Origin of the sequence: Novosphingobium sp. (assembly GCF_037133355.1) — a bacterium.
Lineage (GTDB): Bacteria > Pseudomonadota > Alphaproteobacteria > Sphingomonadales > Sphingomonadaceae > Novosphingobium.
In genome coordinates this window covers 1-12,254 of record NZ_JBAXOI010000039.1, presented here as the reverse complement: position 1 = coordinate 12,254, position 12,254 = coordinate 1, and the positions used below count along the sequence as shown (strand labels likewise).

Sequence of the window (12,254 nt, the reverse complement as noted above, 5' to 3'; positions counted from 1 at the left end):
GTATTTAACCGCTGGACTCTCGTTATGACTGAGGGACTGCCGGGGGGCAGGTCACGCGCGACCGTGGAAAGTGGGCTGACGGCAGGAATGTCGAGGCCGAGGGTAGGCAGGGTGGCGCAACCTCCCGCGCCGCTCCAGCAGAAGCAGAAGCAGGAGTTCAACCCGCTCGATCTGAGCATCCTTCATGGTTCTAGGCGTAAGCCACCCTCTTTTCCGAACAACGTCTTCCATCCGGCGCTTGCAAAATGGTGTGAAGATGCTGCGAGAGGGGCAGGCGCACCGCTTGACTATGTCGTGGGGACGCTCCTCGCCGTCTCTGGAACGTTGATTGGCAACGCCAGGCGCATCTCTCCGAAAGAGAACTGGATTGAGGCGGCCCACCTCTGGGGGATGTTGGTTGGAGATCCGTCCGCTGGCAAGACGCCAGGAATGCGGCCTGTGCTTAGTTTGCTCGATCCGATTGAGCGAGAACGGCGCAAGCAATTCGAGAGCGAATTGGAAGCCTATGACCAAGCGAAAGTAGGCGCAGACGTTGCGGAGGCCGTATGGAAGGCTGCTACGAAGAAGGCTGTGGAGGCCGGCGAACCGGCCCCTAAGAAGCCAAAGGAAGCTATTCTACCTAATTATCCAATCCTTTCGCGGATCAAGGTGAATGACGCAACGCGTGAGAAACTTGCGCTTCTGGCAAGCCAGAACGAAAAAGGGCTCCTCTTTGAGCGCGACGAGCTGGCTGGCTGGCTGAACGACTTCAACCGCTACGGCATGGATGGCGGGCGCCAGGATTGGCTCATGGCCTACAATGGGCACCCCCATCGTATCGATAGGATCAAGCATCCAGAGCCGATCGATATCCCCCGATGGTCCGTGGGAGTGGTCGGCGGGATCCAGCCTGAGCGACTTGTCGAGAACATCTTGAAGGAGGTCGACGACGGACTGAGTGCCCGCTTCCTATATTTCTGGCCCGACAAGTTAGAGCCGACCTGGACCGCCGGAGTAACACTCGACGAGACCGCATCTCGTGCAATGTGGCGTCTAAGCAGTCTCAACCTCATCCGGAGTGGCATGGGTGAAGCTGTGCCGGCGGTCATTCCCGTAAGCTCATCAGGTGTAGAGATCTTCTCACGTTGGTGGGAGCAACATGGGCGTTCGCTCCCAACAGGTTCACTTCTAAAAGGGCACTATGGAAAGATGCCCGGGATGCTTCTGCGCCTTGCCTTGATCCTTGAGTATCTTTGGTGGGCAGTGGACCCTGACGGTATGACCTTCGGTGACACCGTCACAGAGGTGTCAGAGCGCTCCATCACATCAGGCATCACGCTGATCGAAGAGTATTTCAAGCCGATGGCCCTTCGGATTTTTCAGGACGCTGAAACACCCGAGGGCGATCGCCATGCTCCAGCGTTGGCGCACTGGATCCTGAAGAACCGCCCTAGCCGGTTCAACGCCTCGAATCTTCGAACCGGCGGAGGTTGCCCGACTGGATTGCGGGAACCGAAGGCAATGAACGCGGCATGCGAGACTCTGCGGGATTATGGCCTGATCCGCTTCGTTGGCGAGCGGCAAGATGGCAAGCCAGGGCGTAAGAGTATCGATTGGGAAGTGAACCCTCTCGTTTACTCCACCAGCAATTAAATAGCTCGAATAGCTTACTTGGCTTCATGGTCTGACATGTTGGGAACGCCAAACAGGCTAGGATACCTCGACGTGGAGTGGTATCATTTTACCACTTAAGGAGGCTTCTCCGATGCCCGCTCTGACTGACCAGCAAGCACATTTCGTCCATCACTTTGTCTCCATGGGCTGCACCCCCACGGAAGCGGCCCGCGCTGCGGGCTACGGCTCCCCGGGGCAGGAGGCGTACCGGCTTATGCGCAAGGCCCATGTGATCGAGGCGATCCGCCGTGAGCAGGATCGGCTGATCAACACCGACGGCGTGCGCATCGCCTACAAAACGCTAGTTGAGGTCATGCAGGACAAGGGCGCTGCGGCAAGTGCCCGCGTGAGCGCTTCGCGCACAGTGTGGGAAGCCGCGCGGTTGTTCTCGAAAGATGCCGGCCACCGCGACGACAAGCCGTTGCAGGAGCTGTCGGCGGAGGAGTTGGCCGACCAGATCAAGAGGTTCGACCAAGCGCTAGTGCAGATGACCGGCAGCGGCGCCGTGAACTGACCCCTCTCTGGCGCCGGCGATTGACAGGTTTCCCCATCGTGCAGCGATTTAAACTGCACGGTCCCGTTCGATCGGTCCGATCTTCACCTCCCGTCCGCCGCACTGGCAGCAACGCAGCCGCGCCGAGATCGCTGACATATCGCGCGGAAGGCTTCGCGCTGCACAAGCCATTGTGACGGCAAGGCTGTTCAGCACTGAGACGTGCCCGCATCGGCAGGCAACGCGAAGGTCATACCCGTGGCGATTGAAGTCGTTGATCTTGTCGAGGCGCTGGGAACCCATGCCGAGACAAAGCGCTGCGGCGCTGAGTCGGGCAAGTGCTGCCAGCGCATCGGCCGTGGATGAACGCTGGCACTCGATCGCCAGCATGATAGACACGCGGAGCGAGCTGGCCGTTGCCAGCCGAGCAGCACAGCCCGCCGAGCTTTGCATGGGGCCCGCAATGATCGACAGACCTAGCAACCAGACGACAAAGCTACAGGCAACCACGCCCACTGTGCTGCCGCCGATGCCGCTCCCTGTGTATCTGGTGCCGGCAGTCCTCCTGCTGGTCGCAGCCTTCGCGTCAATGCCATACGGCTACTACCAGCTCCTTCGGATCGCGGTGTGCGGCGCGGCTGGGCTCTGCGCCTTTCATTCGTGGCAGGCTCGCGGGGCCTGGATGTCGACGGCGCTGGGGCTGGTGGCCATCCTCTACAACCCGGTGTTTCGCATCCACTTGGAAAGATCCGACTGGCAGATCATCAACCTTGCAACGATACCTGTGTTTGCGTTCGCGTGGTTGGTTGCGAAACGACGATGGGTGCACTCCCTGTGATCGCTGGCATTCGGGAAACAGCAATATGATGCGGAAGCCGGGAACTCTGCCGGCAGGGTGTCTCTGTGTGGCCCTTCTTCTTGGATCTTGTGGCGAGATTGGCACCGACGAACGCGGGCCGTACAAGGCCTATTTGGTCCTTCAGGACGAAAAGGGGGCCGAGCGAGACTTCTATCTAGGTGGATACAACAAGCTGGAGGACTGCTTTGATATACTCCAGTACGAAGCGGGGGACGCGTCAGAGCGCGGCTATGAGACGTGGACCAACCCCGAGTTTACCTATGGCGGCCGAAAGCAGGATGGCTGGATACGACACAAGATTGTCGGCGGGTTCTGCGCTTTTGTTGGGAAGTGATGCCTGTTCTGCGAGCGCGCACGGTCCAGTCAGTTGCGCCATCGTTGCCCCCAGTTTTCTCCTAGCTCGTCGTCGAGCGTCGGGCCCTGCTTTGCAGCGGGCACCCGCAAGTCCGGCGGCCAAATAACTGGCAATCTCCCGAGGCTCGATCGACCGTAGACAGTTCAGCCGCAGTATGCGGCCCACGAGGCCATGAGCGCGCGCCGCTTTTCAAACAAATCGCCGCGCCGGTAGGCCGCCTCGGCCTTGTTCTTGATCGTGTGCGCCAATGCCATCTCACAGACCTCGTGCGGGAATGGCGTTGTCTCGGCGGCCCAATCGCGGAAGGTCGAGCGGAAGCCGTGAACCGTGACGAACTTGTCTTTGGGCGGGCTGCTCGTGTCCTTTACCGTCACGCCCATCCGCCGCAGCAGCATCCCCATTGCCATGTTCGACAGCATGTCGGTCGGGGTGCGGCCAAAGACGTATTTGTCTGGCTGACGGTCTGCCTCGGGCAACGTGTCGTGGATCGAGCGCAGCAGTTCGAGGGCGCGGGCTGACAGCGGAACGCGGTGCTGCCCCGTCCCTTCCTTCGCAGCTTTTACTTTCATGCGTTCGGCAGGGACTGTCCAAACGGCTTTGCCGAAGTCGATCTCGCCCCACTTGGCCCCCAAGGCCTCGCCCGTCCGCACGGCGGTCAGGATCGTGAATTCGAGCAGCAAGGGCGCAGTGCCGCGCTGCGTCCGCAGGCGCTGCATGAACGCTGGAAGCTGTTCGTACGGCAATGCAGTGTGGTTCCCGCGGTTGAGCCGTGTGCGGTCTCCCAGTGACGAGGTGTCGAGGTTGGCCTTCCACCGCGCCGGGTTCTCACCACTGCGAAGTCCGACGGCCTTTGCCGCATCAAGGACGCGCTCGATCCTGCCGCGCAAACGCTCGGCTGTCTCGGGCGTCTTTGTCCACAATGGCCGGAGAACACCCAGCACGTCTGCGGTGGTGATCTGGTCGAGCCTGATAGGGCGCAGCTTCGCCGCGTACTTAGTGAGCGTCATTTCCCATTGAGCCGCGTGCTTGGCATTCTTCCACGAGGGCTTCTTGTGGGCCACGAAGGCATCGGCAAACTCGCCGAACGTCTGGCCGGGTTTGTCCTTGGCCCGCACGGAGCGCGGATCTTCGCCGCGCTCGATCGCGGCGCGCATCTCACCGGCAAGGGTGCGCGCGTCGGCTAGCTTCAGATCACGCCCGCTGCCCAAGCCCAACTCGGTGCGTTTCCCGGCGCGGGTGTACATGAACAGCCAGCGCCTCCGCCCGTCGCCGTCAATCGCCAGGTAGAGGCCCCCGCCATCGGAATGCCTGCCGGGATCCTTGGTCTTTGCGACAAAGGTCGCGCTGAGCTTGTTGAGAGTACGCTGTGCCATCGGCCCCACCTTTTGCTTGCGGCTGGCCCCACTTCTGGTTTGACCGGCCCCACTTTCGGCCCCACTATGATCGTGAGGTTCAGGGCATCACACTGCATCTGCTTGAAGCAGTGTGCAACGAAATATGGCGGATTTAAGGGCTCTTTTGCTAATCTCTGCAACTTTCTGCATCGCAGAGAAAATCAAATTAGGCGGACACCCTGTCCGCCAATAACCATTGATTCATATAGATAAAATGTCAATTTTTCCCGAGGTTCCCATAATGGCTCCCCGATAACTCGTGGGCTTTAGGCCGGTGGCTTCGGATGGCTTTCTGGTTTGCCACATCAAAAGGGCCAAAGGACACTGGCCAGCAACCGCTCGCCCAATTCAACGCCCCCCTACCCCCCGGGGGGGCGGTCCTTGGCGTTGGGCATCTGTCACGGGATGGGGCCACGAGAAATTTTTTCGTGATGATCTGGGAAATTCCTGCGCGCTGGGCCTAAAGTTCCAGCAGGGAAGAGCCCATGCGATGGACAGACGCAAAATCATATGCCAAAATTATTTTTATCAAAGCCAAGCAGGTAAGAATTCTCGGATGCATATCGAGCAGGATTGTCCGGGCGCAACAAAACACTTTGTAAACCATATGCCTTGGCGTTTGGCTTGGGCCTATGCCCTGTTGATCGCGGGATTCTCCCTGATCGTGCTGGCGCGCTATACCGGGTTTGTCGCTATTTCGGGGTTTAACCTGCAACCCCTTCGTGATTTTTTAGACGGGCATTGGCTGGGCCCACTGCAATGGCTGGTACGCAATTGCCAATTGGCTGGTTTGCTACTGCTTTGCCAACTGGCGACATATCTTGTGTTTGTCGGGGCTGAATGTCTGGCCGAAGGACCTGTCCGCGATTGGCGTTTCACGTCCAGAATGCTAGCTTGGAATATGGTGCTAGGCGTCGTCAATCTGACGATGATCTGGCTTTTGTTTGCGCGTATAAAGCTACCACATGATCAAGCGCTTCTTTGGCTTTCTCCCACGCATTTTACTGCAGGTTGGCGACCTCTGGCTCAAGTTCTTTTGCTTTGCTTGCAGCTTCTGTTGATCGATGCAGCCGCTTATATCTCGCATCGTCTGACGCATGCGATTCCTGTGCTGTGGCGCTTTCATGCCGTGCATCACGCTCACGAAAACATGGATGCCGTCAACAATTGCACGCATCCGATGGACCAATTTGTACAACAGTGCTGCGCCGTGCTGGCTATGCGCCTGGTGGGCATCGACACCGCATTGGCGATAGTGCTTTCGCTCTGGGGGCTTATAGTGGGGAGTTGGATTCATACGCGTGCCCCGATCAACTGGGGGCCGCTGGGCTGGCTTCTAGTTGATAGCCGCTCGCACCTTGAACACCACAGGCTTGGTGCCAGCAAGGGGCGCAACTATGCCAGTTATCTAACGATTTGGGACCGCCTTTTCGGCACATATCTCAAGCCGCAACCCGGCGCTTTACCGGAAACGGGCATGGTCAACATCCCGCCGGCTAAGAGCTTTGCCGCCTTCCTCAAAGGCCATGTGTCCGAACCAAGCTCACCTTCACGATCCCGGCGGGTTAGGCTCGACACGCGCGAATGACGCTGTTAACCAAAGCATACAAGAGCGGCTTACTTTGCCGAGGGCCGGAAAGAGCTTGCGGAAAAATTCGCTGACATAATCGTCGCCCCATACGCGGCGATAGAAGCTTGCAAACAACTGCAATCGTGCCAGGCCACTAGCATTGCGACGGGTCTTTTCCCAGATATTGACCGGCCCTTGGTCCATGGCTTCAGCGCGGTAGCGGCGCAGCACCCGCTCGGTTGTGTCCCGTTCGAAGCTGGCCAATGTCTCAATCAAGCCCGGCAGAATGCAAAACCGACTGACCTCGCGCAGGCCCAGAACTGCCGGGGCTTCTAGTTCCAGTCGGCGAGCTTCGGCGATGAATAAGCCCCAATCAAAGCAGCCGCCGGCCCTTTGAACGATCATCGCAGCATCGACTACCCAACGGATCGGTGCGACTACATTAGCCCTCAGCCCATGCGCTAGTGTATGGAGCAATTGGTCCGCATCGCCCAGCGTGAAGCAGGCCGGCGCTCCGGGTGCAATCAACCCGGCGGCCAGCGGGCGCAGCCGCCCGAACAGAGGACCGACATGATGGGGCTGAAAGGCCATGTGATAAGGCGAGCGATGGATGTCGATCTCACGCCCGTTGGCGAGGCGCACCGTGACGGCGTGGAAAACGGGATCGTCCACAGTTGTGCCCGGCACCTCTAGATAATCGAGCACATTTCGAAGATCCTCTGGCGGCACGAGAACGTCGAGATCGGCAAATGGTCGGAAGGCCGGGTTGGCATAAGCGAACACCCCCAGTGCGGGTCCCTTGAGGACCACCGGTGCACGCGATACGCTGGCGATCCCGGCCAAGGCCACAGCAAGATCATGTCGCATGGTGCGATCGATATACCAGGCACGCCGGTACAGCCCACGAATGCGACCGGAAAATGGATGGTCGATGCCCAATTCGGTCAGGCGGTAGCTGAACATCGGCATCAACCGGATGTCGCCTTCGGCGATTGCGTCAAAATCGATACGGTCGAGCCAATCCGCAGCGGCACGAGCCGCGGTCTCGTTCGGCGCGAGCAGCGCTGTGAGTAGCAGTTGCTGCATGGTATCAGGCACGTAATCGTGGATAGTCATTGCACACCCTTTGCCACTGCGGGCGCTGCTGCAGGCTCAAGCCGTCCGCCAGCCAGCCGAAAGTGAAAATCGGCGAGGTCTGCCAAGATTGGGTCGTGGCTGATGATCAAGACTGCCGGCGCGCCAGGCAAGGCACGTATCAATCGGGCGACAGTTTCGCTACCTCCTGCATCCAGATGGTTGGTCGGCTCATCCAGCACAACCAGACGCGGATGACCAAAGATTGCACGCGCCAGCGCCAGCCGCTGGCGCTGGCCGCCCGAAAGCGGACTGCCGCGATCATCGAGCATAGTCCAGATGCCCTCGGGCAGCGCGCTGATCGCGCCTGCCAGCCCTACCGTGGCAATCGCCGTTGCCACGGCTGCCGGGTCGGCATCAGGCTGGCCATATGCCACGTTGGCGAGCACGGAGTTAGCCAGAAATACCGGCGCCTGTGGCAGATAGCCAATACCGCGGCGATAGGATTCCTGCTCGACGGCGCCCAAATCCATACCGTCGACTTCAAGCCGGCCGCCAGATGGAGAGTAGAGCCCTAGCAACAAACGGATCAGCGTGGTCTTACCCGACCCGTTCGTACCCGTAACCAGCGTCACCTTGCCCCCGTGCAGCTTCAGCGCGACGCCTTGCAGCACCGGGCTCTGACCGTGGGCAAAGTCAAGCGCATTAGCTTCCACTTGCCAAGCGTATGGGGCAGGATTGACGGCCATCTGTGCCGCGCCGGTTTCAGCTAGGAGCGCCTTGACCCGTGTCCATGCCGCGCCACCTTCGGCCATGTCCCGACCAGCCTGCGTGAGCGTATGCATGGCGCCGCGCAGGATGAACAACAGGAATAGCGCCGGCACAGTATGTGCCCAGAACGTGGCATCCACCGCTCCTGCCACGAGCAAGGCAATGCCGCCGATCATTGCCCAGCCCATGATGAGCCCATCGAGTTCTCCCACCAGCGCGATGGTGTGAACGGCGGCCATATTGCGCCCGTTGGTCCGGTCGATGGCCTTGGCGCACAAATCAGCCTCGAAATCTTCACGCGCGCTACTGACCGCCAGCTCATGCCGCCGCAGCAACCCCGCCAAGACCTCGTCAAGCTGCGCCAGCGCCCCATGCGACAAGGCGATGCGCTGGTGCAAATGGCGCGTCCACAGGCGCCGAGCAAAGACAATGGCAAGCAACACCACTGCCAACGGCAGAACCACGCTCGGCGCCAACACGGCCAACCCGACAAAGGCCACCGCAGCCATGACCAATGCGGGAAAGGCCATAGCTAGAATGGCGCTGAGCATCATGTCGATCATCTCGCAATCGCGCACCGTGCTGAAGCGCAAGGCATCGGGTCCCACCTGATGCAGCCGATCTATCGGCATCGTCAGAATTCGACTGACAAGCGCATTGCGCAGTACGGTGACGTAATCCTTCACCGCCAAGCTCACCACAATGCGGCTGCCATAGCCAACGAATGCCGAGGCGAGCATGGCCGCCGCCGCCAGAATTGCCTGCGTCCCTGCGCCCGAACGCAGCCCTTGGGCCAGCCGGGCGAGAAATACGGTCGTCGCCACCAGCAGCAGCGCGCGCAGCAGCACCGCGCCAAGAGCCAGACACTGCCGGCCACGATGCCCAGCTGTGTCTCGCCAGAACCGGAGCCAAGCGTCAGCCGCGCCGCCCGCACCGATGTTTTCCAAAGTGGCAGAAGGGTACAAGACCGACTTCTCAGGTGCGCGAGCGCGCGGCAGCAGCCCGGGCAATCGTCAGAAAATCGCGCATGCGCTCAGGTTCCTGGATCGTCATGTTGCCACCATGAATTCTGCGCATAGTCGCCAAGCTGGGCAACACGAGTTCGCTCGCCCCAGCGCTGATCGCGCGCATGCGCAGGTCGATGAAGTAACCGAAGCGGATAGAGGGGTCGAACCCGCCCAACCGTGCAGCAAGCGCGGTACGCATCACCGTGCCGCTGGTGACATAGCCGGTGCGTTGCTCCTCGCGCACTGCCCAGCGGACCCTCGCTGCGGCATCCCCAAATTCGCGCCACTGGCCATAGACGAGATCAGGCATGGGCTCGGTCTTCAGCACGGAGAGAACTTGCGCAATGTATCCGGGCTCCAACAGATCATCGGCATCGATCATCATGAACCACGGTGTTTTCACCCGGGTCAGCGCGATGTTCAATGCGGCTGCCGGCCCACCCGATTCCGGTAGCTGGACCACGTCCAGCGTGTCGCCAAGGTTTGCGAGCGTGTCAGGTGTGGCATCGCGCGAACCGTCGTCGATCACAATGTGCGGCAAAGCTGGTTGGCCCTCGCGCACAGAGGAAATCATTTCGGCAAGGAAAGGCATGCCATCGCGGACGGCAGTAATCAGCGTGAGCAAGCCCGTCATGCCTTGATCCCCTGCGCCCGCCGGGCTGCAAGCCGGGCAGCATCGAACATGCCACGTAGGGCACCAGGCTTGTCGGTGGTCATGTTGCCCGCATGGCGGCGGTTGCGCGCAACGACATGAGGCACTTTGGCACCTTGCCATCCGGCAGCATTGACCCGCGCATAGAGATCAAGGTCTTCCCCATAGCGCAGCCGTTCGTCAAAACCGCCAAGGTCGAGCAGTTGCCCGCGTCGAAACAGTAACGCGTCGACCTGGAAAATGTGTGCCGGTTCGGTGGGCCAATTGGCATGTTGCATGGCGCCGCCAGGCAGGATCTCCATATGGAGCATGCCCCACGCATAGTCCGCTGCAGCGTCATCGGTCAGCGCGAGCTCCAGCGCAGCCAGCGCACCAGGAAGCATCACATCGTCCGAATCGAGAAAATGCACACAATCGTCCGTTGCGTGTGCCAAGCCAGCGTTGCGCGCAGCCGAAGGGCCGAGACCCGGCAAAGTCAAAGCAGTAAGCTTGTCGCCAAATCCGGCCAGGACTTCGGCTGTGTGATCGACCGACCCGTCATCGATCACAATGATTGTGTCGGGCTGACGAGTCTGTGCCAACAGGCTGGCAAGGGCATCGCCCACCATATGCGCGCGATCCCGGGTGGGGATGATACTGGCGATGCGCATCCCTTCTGCACCGCGGCTGCTCATGCGTTCGCCGCTGTCAATCGCGTCACGAGCGCCTCAAGCGCAGCGAGGTTGCGCCGACCATCATCCGCAAGTGCAAGAGTGTGGCAAGGCAAAGCGCCCGCGATGCGGGCAAGCGCAGCAAGTTTCTGCGGCTCATCACCCGAAAGCTGCTTAAGGATGGAAGGAGCGGCATGGCGCACGATGTCGGACCCGCGCACTTCCCGAAGCTCGGGAAACGCGGCACGCGCTATGTGCGGGGCAACCACCGCGACAATCTGCGCCGACCCATGGCACTGGCTTTCGGGCAAAAGGTAGACATGCTTGTCTTCGCGATCGTCGGCAGGCAACCAGGGCAGAGCGTCGAGACCTGCGGGAAGGCGCGCCGGCATGAGCTTGGCGGAACGATATAGGGGATGGACGTAAACACCGCCCGGCATGGAAGTGGGATCGACCAGCACATAGTCATCACCGATAAAGCCATACCCGTGGAGCGCCGCATCGACCGCAAGTGTTGACTTGCCACTGCCCGAAGGCCCGACACATAATATGGCTTTGCCCCCAATGACCACGGCGCAGGCATGTGTTGCCAGCATGCCATTGGCGGTGGCCCACCAGTCAATCACGCGCAGCCCCGGTGCAGCACGGACCCATGGCGGCAACGCCTCAGGGTCCTCGATTACCAAGGTCCCGGAATCTCCCTCTAGCATGGCAAGAGTCCGGGTCACTGGATCGAAATAGCGACGCCCTTTTGGCGTGCGCACGCTAACAGGCTGGCGCTGAGCCAAATAGCCAGACACACCCCAAGCCGGATCGGCATGCAAAGCATCGGCTAGCGCGCCAGTACGGAAACGAAGCAACAGGTTTGCCTGGCTGCCGCGCTCAATTGCGCCCGGCGCAAAGGCGGCAATCATGTCGCTGACTTCGGGGGCGCAGCGCAGAGCAAGGCACAGCCCGTAAGATTTAGGATCCATTCCAGACAAGCCCGCTGCCGCTTCGGGCATAAGATCGGTGCGCCTCAATGCGCGGCAATCGGCCAACCGGCAGACGTCACTTCGTGAATGGGATCGAGCTTGATGAACTCTGCCATGTCCTCGAACTTGTCGATCACCGGTGCGATATACGGCGTGCCGAAAACGGGTTCCGAATCGCCAGACTTTTGGCCCTCGTGCTGCTTCAAAAGCTCAAGCGCGACCAGTTCGGATATGAAATCAAGCACCTGCGTGCGCGCTTCGGGAAGATCAGAAGCCAAAAATGCCGCATCTGCCAGCGCTTCGTCGCTGGAACCGCTAACAACCAGCCGCCAGATGTCTGCTGCCGTGTCGCGAAGACTGTAATAAGCGCCCGTGATGAAATTTATAGCAATCACTTCACCATCGATATCCTCTTGCGCAACGGATTCCTCATTAAGACGATATTTAACAGCCACGACGATGCACCCCCAGAAAACCGCCACATTTTCGCATGCCGCAGCCCGCATTCAGGCGTACCAAAGCGGGACCATTGTGAAAAGTGGCACTTGCCTTCTCTCTACAAAACTCTCTTGAGGCGGAGCCCCGTGAGCCTCAAGACAATCCTGCACCCAATAACCAAACCCTACCGTGCGAATGGAGCTGATCATTCGTGCATTCTGCAAACGCATGACGGGCTTAGTGCCTATTTCAAATTTTTATCAATCTAAGCAATAGCTTGTGGTTCGTTTCTTCATTATCCAAATGGAAGTGACCTGCCCCCCGGCAGTCCCTCAGTCATAACGAGAGTCCAGCGGTTAAATAC

The 12,254-nt window shown here is 59.9% G+C and carries 13 protein-coding genes; 5 read left to right on the top strand and 8 right to left on the bottom strand.

Translation table 11 applies throughout. The features are described 5' to 3' along the window. Window positions 1-111: 111 nt before the first annotated feature. Together WCL10_RS20160 and WCL10_RS20155 are read left to right on the top strand one after the other, a co-directional pair. The gene (locus WCL10_RS20160; protein ID WP_336897434.1) at window positions 112-1,632 is read left to right on the top strand and encodes a DUF3987 domain-containing protein; all 1,521 of its coding nucleotides are present in this window, start codon (window positions 112-114) and stop codon (window positions 1,630-1,632) included. Between the two features lie 112 nt (window positions 1,633-1,744). Beyond that, entirely contained in the window at window positions 1,745-2,167 is a 423-nt protein-coding gene (locus tag WCL10_RS20155) for a terminase small subunit (RefSeq protein ID WP_336897433.1), read from the top strand. Window positions 2,168-2,215: 48 nt separating this feature from the next. Here WCL10_RS20155 and WCL10_RS20150 read toward each other — a convergent pair whose 3' ends face one another. Next, window positions 2,216-2,536, bottom strand: coding sequence for a hypothetical protein (locus tag WCL10_RS20150; RefSeq protein ID WP_336897432.1), 321 nt, complete (start codon window positions 2,534-2,536; stop codon window positions 2,216-2,218). 73 nt (window positions 2,537-2,609) lie between these two features. Here WCL10_RS20150 and WCL10_RS20145 point away from each other — a divergent pair, with 73 nt between their 5' ends. Further along, a complete protein-coding gene (locus WCL10_RS20145) occupies window positions 2,610-2,984 on the top strand; it encodes a DUF6804 family protein (RefSeq protein ID WP_336897431.1) in 375 nt (124 codons plus the stop codon). A gap of 67 nt (window positions 2,985-3,051) precedes the next feature. After that, a complete protein-coding gene (locus WCL10_RS20140; RefSeq protein WP_336897430.1) occupies window positions 3,052-3,339 on the top strand; it encodes a hypothetical protein in 288 nt (95 codons plus the stop codon). A 164-nt stretch (window positions 3,340-3,503) separates the two neighbouring features. On the opposite strand, the gene WCL10_RS20135 is transcribed toward WCL10_RS20140, so the two are convergent. Then, the gene (locus WCL10_RS20135) at window positions 3,504-4,733 is read right to left on the bottom strand and encodes an integrase arm-type DNA-binding domain-containing protein (protein WP_336897429.1); all 1,230 of its coding nucleotides are present in this window, start codon (window positions 4,731-4,733) and stop codon (window positions 3,504-3,506) included. Between the two features lie 511 nt (window positions 4,734-5,244). Here WCL10_RS20135 and WCL10_RS20130 point away from each other — a divergent pair. After that, complete coding sequence (locus WCL10_RS20130) at window positions 5,245-6,342, top strand: sterol desaturase family protein (RefSeq protein WP_336897428.1); 1,098 nt, start codon at window positions 5,245-5,247, stop codon at window positions 6,340-6,342. Here the strand turns inward: WCL10_RS20130 and WCL10_RS20125 are convergent. The 6 genes from WCL10_RS20125 to WCL10_RS20100 form a co-directional block, all read right to left on the bottom strand. Beyond that, entirely contained in the window at window positions 6,304-7,440 is a 1,137-nt protein-coding gene (locus WCL10_RS20125; RefSeq protein WP_336897427.1) for a nucleotidyltransferase family protein, read from the bottom strand. The two genes, WCL10_RS20130 and WCL10_RS20125, sit on opposite strands and share 39 nt — an antisense overlap. Next, window positions 7,437-9,017 (bottom strand): ABC transporter ATP-binding protein, encoded by a 1,581-nt coding sequence (locus WCL10_RS20120; RefSeq protein WP_336897426.1) that lies wholly within the window; start codon window positions 9,015-9,017, stop codon window positions 7,437-7,439. Before WCL10_RS20120 ends, WCL10_RS20125 begins: the two co-directional genes overlap by 4 nt. Before the next feature lie 127 nt (window positions 9,018-9,144). After that, a complete protein-coding gene (locus WCL10_RS20115) occupies window positions 9,145-9,810 on the bottom strand; it encodes a glycosyltransferase (RefSeq protein WP_336897425.1) in 666 nt (221 codons plus the stop codon). Continuing rightward, complete coding sequence (locus WCL10_RS20110; RefSeq protein WP_336897424.1) at window positions 9,807-10,502, bottom strand: glycosyltransferase family A protein; 696 nt, start codon at window positions 10,500-10,502, stop codon at window positions 9,807-9,809. Before WCL10_RS20110 ends, WCL10_RS20115 begins: the two co-directional genes overlap by 4 nt. Continuing rightward, entirely contained in the window at window positions 10,499-11,482 is a 984-nt protein-coding gene (locus tag WCL10_RS20105) for a hypothetical protein (RefSeq protein ID WP_336897423.1), read from the bottom strand. The genes WCL10_RS20110 and WCL10_RS20105 overlap by 4 nt, the downstream gene beginning before the upstream one ends. A 14-nt stretch (window positions 11,483-11,496) precedes the next feature. Then, on the bottom strand, window positions 11,497-11,907 hold the full coding sequence (locus WCL10_RS20100; protein ID WP_336897422.1) for a PqqD family protein: 411 nt from the start codon (window positions 11,905-11,907) through the stop codon (window positions 11,497-11,499). Window positions 11,908-12,254: the final 347 nt, after the last annotated feature.